The 16,176-nt window shown below is 57.4% G+C and carries 13 protein-coding genes; 4 read left to right on the forward strand and 9 right to left on the reverse strand.

Translation table 11 applies throughout. From position 1 onward, the window contains the following. Window positions 1-20: 20 nt before the first annotated feature. From ACO06L_RS07500 to ACO06L_RS07510, 3 genes are all read left to right on the forward strand, one after another. Window positions 21-1,034 carry an imelysin family protein gene (locus ACO06L_RS07500; protein WP_227716666.1) on the forward strand — a complete coding sequence of 338 codons (1,014 nt, stop codon included), beginning with the start codon at window positions 21-23 and terminating at the stop codon, window positions 1,032-1,034. A gap of 13 nt (window positions 1,035-1,047) precedes the next feature. Further along, window positions 1,048-2,142, forward strand: coding sequence for a DUF1513 domain-containing protein (locus ACO06L_RS07505; protein WP_202347708.1), 1,095 nt, complete (start codon window positions 1,048-1,050; stop codon window positions 2,140-2,142). A gap of 83 nt (window positions 2,143-2,225) precedes the next feature. Continuing rightward, window positions 2,226-3,539, forward strand: coding sequence for a hypothetical protein (locus ACO06L_RS07510; protein WP_064228986.1), 1,314 nt, complete (start codon window positions 2,226-2,228; stop codon window positions 3,537-3,539). A 53-nt stretch (window positions 3,540-3,592) separates the two neighbouring features. On the opposite strand, the gene ACO06L_RS07515 is transcribed toward ACO06L_RS07510, so the two are convergent. The 7 genes from ACO06L_RS07515 to ACO06L_RS07545 all read right to left on the reverse strand — a co-directional run bounded on the left by ACO06L_RS07515 (window position 3,593) and on the right by ACO06L_RS07545 (window position 11,609). Next, window positions 3,593-5,083 (reverse strand): thrombospondin type 3 repeat-containing protein, encoded by a 1,491-nt coding sequence (locus ACO06L_RS07515; protein WP_421846200.1) that lies wholly within the window; start codon window positions 5,081-5,083, stop codon window positions 3,593-3,595. Between the two features lie 16 nt (window positions 5,084-5,099). Next, window positions 5,100-6,170, reverse strand: coding sequence for an OmpA family protein (locus tag ACO06L_RS07520; protein ID WP_202347710.1), 1,071 nt, complete (start codon window positions 6,168-6,170; stop codon window positions 5,100-5,102). A 321-nt stretch (window positions 6,171-6,491) separates the two neighbouring features. Further along, window positions 6,492-6,857 carry a DUF4870 family protein gene (locus ACO06L_RS07525; RefSeq protein WP_064228586.1) on the reverse strand — a complete coding sequence of 122 codons (366 nt, stop codon included), beginning with the start codon at window positions 6,855-6,857 and terminating at the stop codon, window positions 6,492-6,494. A gap of 68 nt (window positions 6,858-6,925) precedes the next feature. After that, window positions 6,926-8,566, reverse strand: coding sequence for a methyl-accepting chemotaxis protein (locus ACO06L_RS07530; protein WP_202347711.1), 1,641 nt, complete (start codon window positions 8,564-8,566; stop codon window positions 6,926-6,928). Between the two features lie 219 nt (window positions 8,567-8,785). Then, complete coding sequence (locus ACO06L_RS07535) at window positions 8,786-10,789, reverse strand: PhoX family protein (protein WP_202347712.1); 2,004 nt, start codon at window positions 10,787-10,789, stop codon at window positions 8,786-8,788. Between the two features lie 180 nt (window positions 10,790-10,969). Further along, entirely contained in the window at window positions 10,970-11,266 is a 297-nt protein-coding gene (locus tag ACO06L_RS07540; protein WP_202347713.1) for a hypothetical protein, read from the reverse strand. Between the two features lie 91 nt (window positions 11,267-11,357). After that, window positions 11,358-11,609, reverse strand: a complete 252-nt coding sequence (locus tag ACO06L_RS07545) for a hypothetical protein (protein WP_064228280.1) — start codon at window positions 11,607-11,609, stop codon at window positions 11,358-11,360. A 183-nt stretch (window positions 11,610-11,792) separates the two neighbouring features. Between ACO06L_RS07545 and ACO06L_RS07550 the strand changes: the two genes are divergently transcribed. After that, on the forward strand, window positions 11,793-13,061 hold the full coding sequence (locus tag ACO06L_RS07550; protein WP_202347714.1) for an alkane 1-monooxygenase: 1,269 nt from the start codon (window positions 11,793-11,795) through the stop codon (window positions 13,059-13,061). 199 nt (window positions 13,062-13,260) lie between these two features. Here ACO06L_RS07550 and ACO06L_RS07555 read toward each other — a convergent pair whose 3' ends face one another. Together ACO06L_RS07555 and ACO06L_RS07560 are read right to left on the reverse strand one after the other, a co-directional pair. Next, the gene (locus ACO06L_RS07555) at window positions 13,261-14,040 is read right to left on the reverse strand and encodes a crotonase/enoyl-CoA hydratase family protein (RefSeq protein ID WP_202347715.1); all 780 of its coding nucleotides are present in this window, start codon (window positions 14,038-14,040) and stop codon (window positions 13,261-13,263) included. A gap of 177 nt (window positions 14,041-14,217) precedes the next feature. After that, entirely contained in the window at window positions 14,218-16,020 is a 1,803-nt protein-coding gene (locus tag ACO06L_RS07560; protein WP_202347716.1) for an acyl-CoA dehydrogenase, read from the reverse strand. Window positions 16,021-16,176 lie beyond the last annotated feature (156 nt).

The raw sequence follows: 16,176 nt of genomic DNA on the forward strand, positions 1-16,176 counted from the left end.
TGCACCCGATCACCAGACTTATGTGTACATCTATTCTGGCCGTGCTTTCGCCTCTGACGTGGGCAAACGATGCCAACGCCCAGGCCCGTCATCAGTGGCATGAGGGCATTGCAAACGGCTACGAGGCGTTGTCATCGGAGACCGCCGACCTGAACATGGCGGCCCGAAAATATTGCAACGCGCCTGCACCAGATAGCAGGAAACTACTGGAAGCAGCCTGGCTTGACGCTTTCCTGGCCTGGCAACGGGTGCGTTTCGTCGATTTCGGCCCGGTGGAAAACAACAATCTATCCTGGCAGTTCCAGTTCTGGCCGGATCCAAAGAATCTGATCGCACGAAAAGCCGCTTACCTGATCGGAAACGATGAACCGATCACTCCCCAGGTGATCAGCCAGTCCGGTGTCGCTGTGCAGGGCTTCCCGATGATGGAATACCTGCTGTTCGATCAGCAGCTCAATGCCGGGGACCATGCACTGCCTGCCGCCCGGACGTGCGAACTGCTGACCAACGTGGCCAGGCATGCGAAAAGCAACAGCGACGAGTTGATGGACGGATGGCAGGCTTTTCGGCCGCACTACCTGGAGACCGATCAATACCACGACACCACAATCCGCGCGGGGATGGCTGCGCTGGAAATCCTGGAAGAACGCCGTCTGGCCCAGCCCATGGGGCTTCGCGGCAACGGCAAACGCAATCCCTACATCACGGACGCCTGGCGTAGCGGCAACACCCTGATGACCGTTGAAGCCACTGTGGATGGGCTGCGACAGTTCTTTTTGCCGGGGCTCGCTACATTACTGGAAGCGATGGGGAAGTCCGATCTGGCGACGCGCATTCGCAAGCAATTCAGCGAGGTTCAGCAGAACTTTCCCGGCGCCCATCTGCCCATGGCAACCGCCCTGAACGAAGAAGACCAATTCCGGGTCCTGCAGAGCCTCTATGTCGATATTTCCCAGTTGGCCACGTTGGTCAATGACCAGGCGGCGGTTGCTCTTGGCGTGGTAAGAGGCTTCAATTCAAGCGATGGCGACTGAGGAGGCTGATCGTATGCTGTTGAACCGCAGGGCCCTTGTCAAAGCGTCCCTTGCCGGCGGTATTTCCGTGGGCCTGACCGGCTGCTCCCTGCTTCCCGGAAAAGCCTCGGGCCAACCTGACAGCTATGTCGGCGCCGTTGGCTTGCCGGACGGCAGTTTTGGAGTCAGCGCCTTCGACCGCAGCGGCAGCATCCTCTGGCAGACTCCGGTCGAAACCCGCTGCCACAGTGGATGCAACCGGCCTGGCATGGGTGAAACCGTCTTCTTCGAGCGCCGCCCCGGATGGTCGTTCTACGTGTTCGATGCCACTGCCGGCACCAGAAAACACCGTGTAGGCGCAAAAGCCGGCGAACACTTTGTCGGCCACGGGATTTTCTCGACCGATGGCCGCTGGCTGTACGTCACGGCCAGCCGGTACGAAAAGGGCGAGGGAATTATTGCGGTCTATGACGCCGAACAGGATTACCGGCGAACCGATACCTTTGATCTGAATGGCATCGGCCCCCATGAACTGACCCTGCACCCGGATGGCGAAACCCTGGTGATCGGGCTTGGCGGAATCCTGACCCACCCGGATTACGACCGCATGAAGCTCAATCTGGAGACCATGGATCCTGCCCTGCTGCTGATGGATCGTCATTCTGGCAACATCGTTGGCCGCTTCAAGCCGCCCCATCATCAGCAAAGCGCCCGTCATGTAAGCGTCAGCAACAGCGGACGTGTGTACGTGGCCTATCAGTACCAGGGGCCTCTCTATGAAACGCCGCCTCTGCTGGCGCGTCTTGAGAAGGGAACACTGCGCGAATACCGGTTTGACGAAGACACCCAGATAGCCTTGGCCAACTATATTGCCAGCGTGGTTGCCCACCCGGAAAACGACTTCGTTGCTGCTGCCTCGCCTGTTGGTGGCACAGCCATTGTCTTCAGGGGCAGTACCGGTGAACTCGTCAACCGCGTCTCCATAGCCGATTGCGCTGGCATCCAGGCCCTTGCCGGAGGCGACTTTCTGGTTTCCTCTGGCCGGGGAAAACTGGTTCAGCTGGGCGCGGCCACACCCGCCAGGGAACTTGCAGACCTCCCCGTTCACTGGGACCACCATCTGGTCTGATTGCCCGCAACTGCCGTACTCCGGGCTTAAGGATGCCGGGCAACACTGGTATCCTTCCGACTCATTTTCCGGAGGACAGCGGTTTGCCCGAGAGCAGAAAGGACACCATCGACCAGCTTTACAGCCTGATTGCCAACGAAGAAGATGCACGGGTCTGTAAAGACATACCGGAGGAGGCCTGTCGCGAGGTACCCCGTAATTTCTTCCTGATTCTCGCCAGCAACGTCCTGACCAAGCTGGGCGACCTGCTGATCAGCCCCAAAACCGTACTGGCCTGGCTGATGAGCGCCATCGGAGCACCCGCCCTGGTGGCCTGGCTGGTACCGATCCGGGAATCCGGCTCTCTAGTGCCACAAATGGTGATTGCAGCCTGGGTGCGCCGCAAACCTGTCCGCAAGTGGTTCTGGACCCTCGGAAGCTTCGGCCAGGCCGCCAGTGTTGTGGCCATGGCGGCCAGCATCTGGTTTTTCGAGGGTTATGCCGCAGGTTCCGGGATCATTGCAGCCCTCATTATGTTTTCCCTCGCCCGCGGATTCTGCTCGGTGTCCATGAAAGATGTGCAGGGCAAATGCATCCCGAAAACCCGGCGGGGAAGACTCGGCGGGCTGGCGTCCACCATTGGCGGCACCGCCACCGTTGTGTTGACCGCCCTGCTGTTCTGGGAACGCGGCGACCCGACGATTGCCTTTTACACAGTGCTCCTGCTTCTGGCAGGTGTGCTCTGGGTGATTGCCGGTTTTCTGTTTGCCGGAGTGGAAGAGTACGAAGGTGAAACAGGTGGTGGCGGCAACGCCATCAACGAGGCGTTCCGGAGCCTTTCCCTGCTCCACGACGATGTACCCTTCAGAAACTTCGTGATCACCCGAGCGCTATTGCTCTGCTCGGCCCTGGCGTCGCCCTACTTCGTGGTCCTTGCGCAGAAAGAATCCGACATTGGCTGGATGCTGGGTATCTTCCTGCTGGCCAGCAGTCTTGCCAGTTCGCTCAGTGCCAGCTTCTGGGGCTGGGCGGCGGACACCTCCAGTCGAAAAGTCATGATCCGTGGCGCTGCAATGGCCAGCGGTGTGTGCCTGATCGTCGGCTTCACCGCGCTCTTTATCGGGACGGAAATTGGCAGCGTCTGGTTTTACCCGATCGCCTTTTTTGTGCTGAGCATTGCCCATGCGGGCGTCAGGCTGGGGCGCAAAACCTATCTGGTGGATATGGCAGGGGGTAACAAGCGCACCGATTATACTGCAGTGAGCAACACGGTCATCGGTGTTCTGCTGCTTGTTACCGGCGGCCTGACCGCCCTCATATCAATGATTTCAGAGGTGGCGGTCATTATTGTCCTGGGCCTGATGGGGCTGGCCGGGATGGTCAGTGCCATACGGCTGAAAGAAGTCACCGAAGACTGAAACGAAAAGAGCCGCTTTGGTAGCGGCTCTTTTCATTCTTGCCTGAATGTGTATCAGGGCACTGACACGTCCGTTTTGCTCGCACAAACCGCGTGCACATTAACTTCATTGAGCAAAGACAGTAGCGATGGCGCAAACTCAATTTCAACGGAATCAAAGCGCTGCTCTGTCTGGAAAACAAGGAAGCTCGTGTCTGCTCCTGCGAGAAGACCGGACGCACCCAGCAGATCGAGATCCAGCACACCAGCACCAGAGCTCTCTTCCTGAACTTCCCCGTTAAGCCTGGTTCTCACGATCAGATCGCCGCCCAACAAGTCAGCCTGCAAAGCCTGAGCACTTTCGCTGAAGGCCACACCAAGAGCATTTGCACCAGGGTAGGCAAAACCTGTGGTCGTCGCTACCCGCAAAGTCACAGTCGAAAGCCCCAGCAGATCGGTGTTCTGCATCGTCGCCACATTGGAGAGATCACTGTCTACCACATTGCCCGGAGACTGGACGTCGCAAAGAAGCCCAAACCCAAGCAGGCATCCGGACAGGTCTTTGGAGGCCTGGGCTGACAGATCTGAGTCATTGGCGAGCAACGGTGTAAACTGTTCACCGTTAATTCCGCAGGCATATTCTGCATCGTTTACAAGATCGCAGGCATCTCCGATGCCGTCACCATCGGTATCGGACTGATCGGAGTTGGCGACTCTAGGACAATTGTCTAGAGACTGACCGAGTGCGTCCTCGTTATTGATACCGTCACCATCTACATCAGAATCGCAGACGTCCCCGATACCATCGCCGTCGAGATCCTCCTGCCCCGGGTTCGCTATGGCAGGACAGTTATCGGCGCCGTCCGGAATACCATCGCTTTCGCCATCATTTTCACAGGCGTCGCCAACGCCATCACCGTCAGCATCTTCCTGACTCACGTTTGCTACCAGAGGACAGTTATCGCCTCCGTCAGCGGAATCAATAACACTGAAGGTTCCGTCGCCATCATCAGCTTTGTCCGCGACCGTATCGCCATCGGTATCGGTGTCGCAGGCGTCTCCGATCGAGTCAGCATCAAGATCGGACTGACCATCGTTCGGCGCCAAAGGGCAATTGTCTCCTCCGCTGGAAGGCGCCAGTGCTGAGAAACTCCCGTCCCCATTATCTACCTTGTCGTCAACGCCGTCGCCGTCAGCATCGGTGTCACAAACGTCGCCAAACAGATCTGAGTCCCGGTTCGCCTGATCGCTATTAGCAATATCGGGGCAATTATCCGAGCTATTCAGGATGCCATCGCTGTCCAGATCATTTGACGTCCCTATATCAGTATCGCAGGCGTCATCGACTCCGTCAGCGTCCGCATCTACGCCGGTGTTGGCAACAGTCGGGCAGGAATCCTGATTATCGGGAACGCCATCCTGATCTGCATCAAATACCGTCGTGCCACCATCGGAGCCGGAATCATCGGCTAACTCGGCTGGACTGCTGTCGGATCGGCATCCCGTTAAGCCGAAGATCAGAGCAACCAGAACTACCAAGGACCATCTCATTGTTCTTGAATTCATCTTTTCCACCCCACGCTCACTCGGAAATCACGTTGAACTCGACACGACGATTGCGCTCTCGTCCTTCTTCGGTTCCATTACTCCGGACTGGTCTGGCTTCGCCATACCCCTTGGCTTCCAATCGTTCCGGGCCTACCCCCAGATCAACCAGATAGTTGCGGACAGAGTCAGCCCGTTCCTGGGAAAGCGTGAGGTTATAGCTCTCCGCCCCAACGCTGTCTGTATGCCCTGCAAGTTCAACCCGAAGATCAGGCTGGCCCTTCAGGGCATCCGCGGTCTTAACCAGGATGTCCTTTGCATTGGCCGTCAGGCGAGCAGAGTTAAACTCGAAAGAGACACCCAGGAGAACAACGCTCTGCGCCTTGTCAGTCTTAACACAGCCAACCGAGTTCACCTGCAGCCCTTTGAGCGTGTTCGGGCATTGATCTACGCCATCAACTACCCCGTCCTCATCTGAATCCGCCATTCCGACAAGCTTCTCTTTCTCCACAACCACTGGTTTCTCGATGTACTGGACCTTTTCAACAACCTGGCGCTGCGTAGCCCCCAGAGGGAGGGTTATTCCGGCTGAAAGGTGGACATCTGAAAGGCCATCGTCAAAGGAGTCGTACAGATATCTGACCTCGGCCCGGAACCTCAGCCCGAAGTCAGTAGTAGGCGACGTCAGAAAACCCGCACCGAGGTTCCCGTAACCGCCAATTTCGCTGTCGTCATGATTCGCCACATCGTTCCTGGAGACGCCAAGCCCGGCGAGTGCAAAAGGCGTGAAGCCTTTGTTTCGAAACAGCCGATAAGACATATCGATGCCAGCAGCTTGATGGTAATAGTCCGTCAATCCGGTACGCCCTGTTTCAAAGATACCGGCAGAAACCGTTGGCTCCAGCCACCAGTATTCTCCCAGCTGTTTACCGTAGCTAACTCTGAACGCCGTGCCGTATTCATCCGTTCGATCATCATCCGGGATGATGTAAGATCCCATGATCGACAGGTCGTTTCGGTATTCCAGCGTCTCTGCAGCAAGCCCTGCTGAACCGAACGCAAGGAACAGGATTGGCAGCGGGGTGGATAGTTTTCGTGCTCTACTCATGCTCTCAATTCCTCTCTTGTTGTCATTGTCTCCACCCCGGAAGAGAGGTATGCGATCAATGCGCTTCGAGGTTAAGAAAGCTGGTGTGGTGGCACGATGGCCGAAATTTCCAGGATTCCCGTCAAAAATGACACCCTGTGGGGCCAAGAAGATTCATGTCGAGGAGGCCCAAAACAATAAGGCTTTGATTGTCAAATGGATGTGGTAACAGGCAAGCGGGGAGTGCGAATGCCCTTTCTAGAACTGAATACTGTCAGGCAAACGAAATTTTACATTGCCTGACAATATTACTCGAAATGCTTTCCAAACGTTGCGATTCGTTCAGGCGGGGGGTTTACCGTCATTCAGAGCCAGGGCCCCTTTCACAATCCGGTAGATGATCCAGATAGAAATACCAAGGAGAATAAACCAGCCGATGATAATCGGCGTGGTCACTATGCCAATCACGGTCCAGAGCAGGCCGATCCAGAAGGTGCGAATCTGCCAGCGGAAGTGCCGCTCCACCCAGGTATTACGTACGTCGTCCAATTTGACGTAGTTGATGATCACGCCCACCAGACCGGTGATGCCTCCTACGAAAAAAGACAGCGCCTGAAGGATGTAGACCACCACCGCCAGGTTACGCGCCGGGTCACTTCGGCGGGAGGCGGGGTCCGTGTCGGCAGGAATAAACTCTGGTTCGGCCAAGACAAGTCTCCTATTGATCTGTTAACCCGAGTCTACCACAGGCCCCGTGACCGAAAATCCTGCCGCGGTCAGTGATTGTCCGGACGGTAACCCAGGCGGAAACCGCCCCAATGCTTGCCATTCACATAGATCGGCACTGAGAGATCATGCATGATTTCGCCGGTATCTCGACGGTAGGTTTGCAAAAGCATGTTCTCGGTGTGCGTTCCACAACGGATGCCTGTCCGGTCGTTGAACAGCCGCTTGCTCCGGCTCTTCACCAGATCCACCTTCGGATCTCCGGTCGGTGCGTGGGCGAAATCCCGGTTGTGGGTCGGTACATACCCGTCAGGCGCAGCGGCTATGGCAAAGACGATGGCCTCATGTGCATTCTTCACCTGCTCCTGAATGGCCGGCAGATACTGGTCGGTAAACGTGTCAAAGCTGCTGGAGTATTTCGGAGGATGCGTGTTCGGTATGGGAGTGCGCTTCTTGTCGAACAGCGCGCTTTCGGAAAGCTTGCCTTCGCGGATGGCCTGTTCAAAGAGCTGACCAATCTGGTCAGCACCGGCCCTGGCCTGATCGAAGAAGGGGCGGTGATAGCTGGCTTCGCTGTTCAAGGCGAATGAAGCATTGGCTTTCTCCGCCAGCTCCATAAGCGTCGCAGCCTGTTCTGCGAGTGAAGAAACACTGGTATCACTTTCGGAGATCTGGTCCCGCACCGTTTCAATGGCCGAAAACACCTGGGCCAGGCTCTGCTCGTTGTTCTGGTCGATCTCGGCAATTCGGGCTACTTGCTGCTGAACCCGGTCCGACTGAGAACTAATCTGGTCCAATCGCTCGCCCACGCTCTCAACAGAGGTGAGCCCCTCCTCGATGCTGCGGGCGAGGTCTTCAATGCGGGACACGATCAGCGTGGTATCGGACCTTATTTCTTCCAGAGTTTCCGCCACTTCCCCTGTCGCCTGGGCGGTTCGACCAGCGAGCTGGCGCACTTCGTCGGCCACCACCGCAAAGCCGCGACCCTGGTCACCTGCCCTGGCCGCTTCGATGGCGGCATTGAGGGCAAGCAGGTTGGTTTGCTCTGCAATGCCCTGGATCGTGGTGGTCACCCCCTGGATCTTGTTGGACTTCTCGTTCAGCTCCTGGATCAGGCGCAGGTTTTCCCCTGACTGCTGGTGCACCGCCCGCACACTGTCTATGGCAGAGATCAGGGCTTCACGACCTTCGGTGCTGACCTGTTTGTTCTGCAGTGCCATGGTGGCTGCATCCGTGGCCTGCTCCGAGGACTCCCGGACGGTCTCGGTGATTTGGCCGGCGTATTCGGCCATCTGGGCGGTTTCTTCAACCTGTCGGTCAAGCCGGAGCTTCAGTTGATCGGCTGCAAAAGACACCTGGGCCGCGGAGATAGCGTTCTTATCGGCGCTCCCGGACAGCGTCTCCACCAACGCACGCCCCGCCCTGGCATCGGCAAGCAGTTGGCGGCACTGGGCCTGCAGCGGATGATCATCAGCCAGAGTGCCATCATTCAGCGCTTTGAGGCCTCGCTCCGTTGGCTCCAACACCCTGACAATGAGGAAGCCGCCAGCAGCCACCAGGCCGACGACAAGCCCGATCAGAATCGACGCAGGTTCCAGGCCTAGCAAAGGCGCCACCACTGCACAGACGACTGCAAGAACAACGGCAACCGCCACCCCCCATAGAACTGAAGCCCGATCCAGTAAGCCCATAGAAACCTCTTCTTTTTCGTTGCTTCTGCAAACATTTTGTTATTAAAGGCCATTGTGGAGACTAAAGAATTGACATGAGTTTATAACTCATACTTTAGTGTATTTATTAGTCATATCGGCGGGGAATAGCGTTTCTGAAACAAAAAACCGCAAACCCGACTCACTCTGTTACCGAGCGGGCCGGGTTTGCGGTGTTCAGATGACTACTTCGGCGTTGGCTCAGGCGCCAATAATGCCTCCGTCGTCCTTGGTAACGATGACAGTTGCATCACGCGGGCGCGGATCATTGGAATCCGGCCAGTTACCGTCAGGGTGCTGGATGTTGACGAACATGGTCTTCACATCCGGCGTGGAGACAACGCCGGTAACCTCACAACCAACGGGCCCAACAAAGAAGCGCTTGATTTCACGGGTCTCCGGGTTGGCAGCCAGCATCATGTTGTTCTGGTACGGCGCGGCATCAGAGCCGTCGGTCTGGATCCAGAGACGACCGTTGTAGTCGAACCACAGGCCATCCGGGCTGTTGAAGATGTTGTCGTCGGTAAGAGATACGATGACCTCGTCATCAACCACGGTTTCCGTACCCTGCTCGCCGGCGAACACGAAGATATCCCAGTCGAAGCTGGTGGCGGTGTGGTCGTTGCCTTGCTCGCTCCAGCGGATGATGTGGCCAGTGCGGTTATTGGCGTTCGGGTTGGCCGCGTTAACCTGTTCCTCTGTCCGGCGGGAATTGTTGGTCAGGGTGAAATACACCTGGCCTGAATTCGGGTCAACCGCACCCCATTCCGGACGGTCCATCGGGGTTGCACCGGCAATATCGGCGGCCAGACGTGTGTTCAACAGAACATCAGCCTGGTTCTCGAAGCCGTCGAAGGCGACGTCGCCAACCGTGGTTCCAACCGCAGCATCAACCTTGGCCTTGAACTCGGCATCGTCGAGGTCCAGAGACAGCCAGTCGCCGGAGCCGTCATCGTTGAAGCGAGCAACGTACAAGGTGCCTTCATCGAGGAGGTATCCACCCGCTGTGGCGGCGTAGTAAGGCTTGGACGATACAAACTTGTAGATGTATTCGAACCGGGAGTCATCGCCTGAGTAACAAACCACCGGCTCGCCTTCCTTGACCGGGGCGAAGATCACACCCTCGTGGCCGAATCGGCCCAGAGCAGTGCGCTTCTGCGGCTTGCTTTCAGGAGTAAACGGATCGATTTCAACCATGTAGCCGTAAGTGTTGGCCTCGTTGCGATAGTCATCGGCAGCTGTTGCGCCAATAGTGCTTACATTGAATCGAACGTACTGGTCCTCAGCACTGTCGGCCAATTCCCAGTCATAACGACTGGAACTGCCCACGCCGTGGCGGGTCTGCTCGCGGGGCTGTGATTCGTCACTGTTGGCAAAATAGCCGTGCCAGTTTTCTTCAGCCGCGAGGTAGGTTCCCCAAGGTGTCGGCCCCATTGCACAGTTGTTAAGCGTGCCGCGGGTCTCGGTTGCATCCGGGCTGTACTTGGTGATCAGCTTGCTGTAGCCGCGAACCGGTCCACGAATATCCATCTCGGTGTTACCGGTGATACGACGGTTGAATGGGCTGCCAAACACAATGTCCCACTTGCCGTTGGTGTCCCGCTTGATGTGTACGACAGAAACACCGTGAGCTGCGATTTCCTTGCGAACTTCGTCCGCAGGGCGCATATCGTTCACATAGGTGGCTCCGTTGGCATGCAACGCGCCCTGGGCGATGTACTCATGGTTCATCACCAAAAGGCCTTCGGTTGAACTGTTGCCGCCAGCCTTCTGGTCAATCGGGAAAAAGTGCACGCCGTCGTGGTGCATGCCCACCTGCTGCTCCTGCTCCGCACCGGTGTTGGTGCCATCAGGCTTATATTCAGGGTAAGACCCGGTGATGGGAGTGCCCCAGGGGAGGAATGTTTCGGAGGAGTAGCCTTCCGGAACAACCACCTCGTTGGCCGTTGATGTCGGGACCGCCTTGAAGCCGATATCCGTGCTGGACACGTTGCTGCTGGTGGTACTGTCGTCGCTGTCGCTGCCACAGCCGGCCAGCCCCAGACCCATGACGCTGGCGAGAGCAGCACCTACGCTGCCTTTCATCACGGTACGGCGCTGCATGCGCGCGGCCAGGACCTGGTGAAAGGGGGTGTTTTCAGTGTGGTTGACTACCGGCTCGTAGTTGGGATCCAGGTAATTGGGATCAAGGTCGTGCTTAGCCATGTTATTGCCTCTCTCAAAAAAACAGCGGGTCAATGTTGTTGAGAGGCCAGTTTCGGCGGGAAATATGACAGTAAGCGGAAGTTAAAAAGACAAATTCGTTAACATTAGTTTACAAGGGCTGGCGCCGGGGCACCGACCGCTCCGTGCAATTTGTTGCGGCGGAGCGGTCAGTCTACTCAGTTACTGCTGGGTGGCTTCTTCATAGCCTTCTTCGATTGAATCGCCAGCTTCTTCGGCAGCATCGCCCATGGCTTCACCGGCTTCCTCTGCGCCTTCCTGCAACTCGCCCATTGCACTTTCATCCTGGCCGGTGGCTTCCTCGACAGTTTCCTCAGTGGAATCTGCCGCGTCCTCCATCATGTCTCCGGCGTTATCTGCAGCCTGCTCGACATCCACCCCTTCGTTGTCTTCCGAGCTGCAGGCAGCAAGGCCGAGTGTCAGAACCATCAAAAGCGCACTCAGTGTGAGCTTGTTCATACCATATCCCTCTGTTGGTAAGTATTTACAACGGAGCACAGGGTACGGCGAGAGCTCTGATAAACACAATTACCGGCCGATTACCCTTTCGTTACCCGGCACTGTCAGAGAGCACTTGGCCATCAATGGTGATCACGTGATCAAACGGGAGCATGATCCCCCGCCCGAGTAGTAGAAAGTCCTGACCGGCCCGACTGAACAGCTCGCGAATAACATCATGAACCAGGCAGATCTGGCCGGCGCTGTCGCGGTAGACAACCTCAGTCAGCCTGCCAGAAGACAGGTACTCCCGAAGTATCCCCTGAACAGAGTACGAAGCAGTGGCAGAAGAAGGATTAGGCATGGCTGATTCTTCCTTGTGATCAAGCTCTTCTTGTCTAAATCAGTCTGGCCCAGAAACCCGCTTTCTGCCAAAGAAATGCCATTTGTCATTTCGAGCCAAGGTTCTTTCAGGCGCTGGACGACCGTTGCATTGCAAGATTGTCCGACATAAATTACAAAGACGCGCACCGAACGGGAGAAAACAATGAACGCCAAAACCCCAGACAATCTGCAATCGCACCAGATCACATCACCTGTCGAAAAAGACGCTACTGGCACCTGGAAAGACCCGAAACGCTACATGTGGCTGCTCGGTCCCGCCCTGCCGGGAATCGGGCTTGCAGCGCTGACCGGCTACGCCCTGGCCCCGAAAAAACTCAAGGCCCTGGCCTGGACCGGACCGGCCCTGGTGCACGGCATTATTCCTGCCCTGGACCGTGCCATCGGGGAGGATCAGAGCAACCCTCCAGAATCCGCAGTGAAGACACTGGAGCAGGACAAGTACTACGACCGGATTGTGAAGGCATTTATTCCCACCCAGTACGCCATGACCTTCATGGGTGCCTGGCTTGCCAGCCGCAAAAGCACACCGCTGGACGACAAGATAGGGCTGACGCTGACGGTCGGCGCCATCAACGGTGTGGGCATTAACACGGCCCACGAACTCGGCCACAAGTCGAACAGACTGAACAAGTTGCTGGCGATGGCAGCCCTGGCGCCCACGGGCTACACCCACTTTGTTGTTGAGCATAACTTCGGCCATCACAAACGGGTGGCAACGCCGGAAGATCCGGCCAGCAGCCGCATGGGGGAGAGTTTCTGGAAGTTCCTGCCGCGCACAGTGGTAGGTGGTATCAAATCGTCCATCAAGATCGAGAAGGCAAGACTGGCCCGCAAAGGCAAGGGTTTCTGGAGCCTGGACAACGAGCTGCTTCAGGGCTGGGCCATGAGCGCTGGCTTCTTCGGTGCAACAACGCTGGTTTGCGGCCCGAGAGCGGTTCCGTTCCTCGCGGCGCAAGCGGTATACGGTGCCAGCCTGCTGGAAAGCGTGAACTACATTGAACACTATGGCCTGCTGCGCCAGAAGGACAAGCACGGCAAGTACGAGCGAACCCAACCGGAACACAGCTGGAACAGCAATCACATTGTGACCAATCTGTTCCTGTATCAGCTGCAGCGGCATTCAGACCATCACGCTCACCCTCAGCGCAGCTTCCAGGCTCTGAGGCATTTCGAGAAGGCGCCGCAACTACCCGGTGGTTATGCCTCGATGCTGTTGCCGGCCTATCTGCCTCAGTGGTGGTACGAAACCATGGATAAGCGGGTGATTGATCACTACGAGGGAGATCTGAGCAAAATCAACTGGGATCCGGACCGGAAGGAGGAGCTGATGGCCAGGTATGCGGACTACGCTGCTGAAGTAGCTGCTGAAGCGAAGGCTCGCCGAGAATCCGGGAATTCCGAGGCTGCCTGAATATAGCCGCCTGCCAGCTCGGGCCCCAACCTTCAGGGTCGAGTGCAGGCGGCCGACCAATGACCCCTGCCGGGAGACGCCGTAGACCCATCCATGGGGGCTTGATCGCAGCATCCATGCTGCTCACACTCCCGGCAGGGGTCATCGGTCAGCCGCAGCCAGTTCTGGTGGGGTAGTCCTTACTGCTGAGGCGCACAGCCTAACGGCCCTTGAACACAGCCTCCCGCCGTTCCAGGAAAGACTGAATTCCCTCTTTGACATCTTCACTGGCCATGACCGGCTGCAGGTCCGGGAACAAACGCTGTTTCGCAGCCTCCTGTCCCTCGCTGACAGCGATTTTCGAGGATTTCAGACTGCCTTGCACACCCAGCGGTGCAGCCTTGGCAATTTTCTCAGCGATTTCCAACGCAACGTTAAACTGCTCGCCGGGTTCCACCAGTTCCTGAATCAACCCCCACTGATACGCCTGATCGGCGGTCCACTCATCGCCAGTCAGCAGGTAACGCTGGGCATTGCCCCAGCCGATTTCGCGCTGCAGGCGGATCGTGGCTCCGCCGCAGGCAAAGATGCCGCGTTTGACTTCCAGTTGCGCGAAACGGGTGCCTTTGGCGGCGATGCGCACGTCGGTGTTGAGCATCATCTCAACGCCGCAGGTGAAGCAGATACCCTGGGCGGCGAAGACCACGGGTTTGCTAAGCGAGGGCCCAGTGATATGGAACGGATCCAGTTCGCCCTCACCCGGTTCGATGCCCTTGCCGTTGGCAAACACGCCCGCCCAGTCGTCCAGTTGCAGGCCGCTTGTGAAGTGGTCGCCTTCAGCGTACATCAGACCGACCCGGAGCTCCGGATCGTTTTCCAGCTGGTAATACGCCGCCGCGATCTGGTGATACATCTCGCGGTTCATGGCGTTCATTTTTTCAGGGCGGTTCAGCCCGATCAGCAAAATGTGGCTTTTCTTTTCAACACTTACCAGAGCCATAGCTCTCACCTTTTATATATTTCTCTTGTCTGCAGGCTGCACCCGGGTCTGGGCGCAAGCGGCCGGGATCGCTTTCCGGGACCGTCTGTGGCCAAGGATGGCCACAGTCGAGCGCACAGGGATGTGCTTGTAGCGTGTCCCTGAAAGCGATCCCGGCCGATTGTGCCTACTCCGAAGTCAGAACCAATCGGCCTTCATATTCAGGCAGGTATCGTCCTGATTGCGCAGCAGAACCAGATCCTGGGCCACGGTTGGCAGTTCCCAGTGGAAGAAGTACTGGGCCGCCTGCAGTTTGCCCTGGTAGAAATTGCGCTCCTCATCGGTGTTCGCAGAACCCAGGGCATGGGCTGCAGCATTCGCCTGGCGAAGCCACATCCAGGCAACGATGATGTGCCCGAAAAGGTGCAGGTAGCAGGAGGCGTTGGCCAGGGTCTTGTCGGGATCCCCTTCCATCAGGGATTTACCTAAACTCTGAGTAACTTTCACCGCTTGCTGCAGGGTTTCACTCAGGGACAGCGCCCACTGCTGGCAGCGATCGGTGGTGGCTGCCTGCAGATCCACCTGCATCTCCTGCATGAGCAACTGCAGACCGTGACTCTGATCCTGCCAGATCTTCCGGCCCAGCAGGTCGAGGGCCTGGATACCATTGGTGCCCTCGTGGATCGGGTTCAGGCGGTTGTCGCGCCAGCATTGTTCTGCCGGATACTCACGGGTGTAGCCGGCGCCACCATATACCTGAATGGCCAGATCGTTAGCCTTGGGGCCGTATTCAGAGGGCCAGGCCTTGATGACCGGGGTAAGCAGGTCCAGCAGCTTTCCGGCTTCCTGGCGTTTCTGTTCGTCCGGGTGGGTGTGCTGGTCATCCATCAGTCGGGCGCCATAGAGACACAGGGCCAGGCCGCCCTCGCTGTAGGCTTTCTGAGCCAGAAGCATACGCCGGACATCGGCGTGATCAATGATCGGTACCTGCGGGCTTTCCGGGTTCTTCTCGCTGGCCTTGCGGCCCTGCAGCCGGTCTTTGGCGTATTCCAGGCTGTGCATGTACCCGCGATAACCGATCACGGCAGCGCCGAAACCCACGCCAACCCGCGCTTCGTTCATCATCTGGAACATGTATTTCAGGCCCTGGTGGGGCTCGCCGACCAGGTATCCATGACAGGGGGCGTCGTCACCGAAGCTGAGTGCGGTAGACGTGGTTCCCCGGTAACCCAGTTTGTGGATCAGGCCAGCCAGACTCACGCCGTTGCGCTCGGTGGGGTTGCCTTCGTCATCCACCAGGTACTTGGGCACGATAAACAGGGAGATGCCTTTCACGCCTGCCGGCGCACCTTTGATCTTGGCCAGCACCATGTGAACGATGTTATCAGTGATGGACTGCTCGCCACCGGAGATATAAATCTTGGCGCCCTTGATCAGGTAGTGCCCTTCGTCGGTGGCGGACGCCGAAGTCCGGATATCCGCGAGGGACGAGCCGGCGTGGGGCTCGGTCAGGGCCATGGTGCCACTGAAACGGCCGCTGAGCATATTCGGCAGGAAGGTGGTTTTCTGCTGTTCATTGCCAAAAACCCGGATCAGGTTGGCGGCTGCTGTGGTCAGGAACGGATAACCGGCGGTGCCCGGGTTGGCCGCGGTGAAGAACCCGTTGCAGGCGGCCATGACCGATTCGGGCAACTGCATGCCACCCAGTTCATAGTCGTAACGTCCTGCGATAAAGCCTGCCTGCGCATAGGCATCAAAGGCTTCCTTTACCTGCGGCAGCATCTCGACCTGGCCGTTGACGAACTTCGGTTCGTCTTTGTCGGCAGCGCTGTTATGGGTCGCGAATTTCTCCCGGGCCATCTTGTCGGCGGTTTCGATGACGGCATCGAAGGTGTCGCGGTTGTGTTCGCTGAAGCGCTCGCGGGTGGTGAGGTTTTCTGTATCGAGGACTTCGTATAGCTGGAACGCCAGGTCGCGGCGGTCGATCAGGGTGTCGGTCATGCTTGGTCTCCTGTTTGTTGTCGACAGCCTCTCACAACTGGTTTTTTCTGGGAACCGGCGTTTATGACATAATTATGGTCGATATTGCCACACGCGGTTCTTTTTCTAGTTGAACCCATGTTTGGCGACCGGCCACCAGCGAGGCATTCCCTCCCG

The organism is Marinobacter sp., from assembly GCF_965229985.1.
In the GTDB taxonomy this organism is placed as follows: Bacteria; Pseudomonadota; Gammaproteobacteria; order Pseudomonadales; family Oleiphilaceae; genus Marinobacter.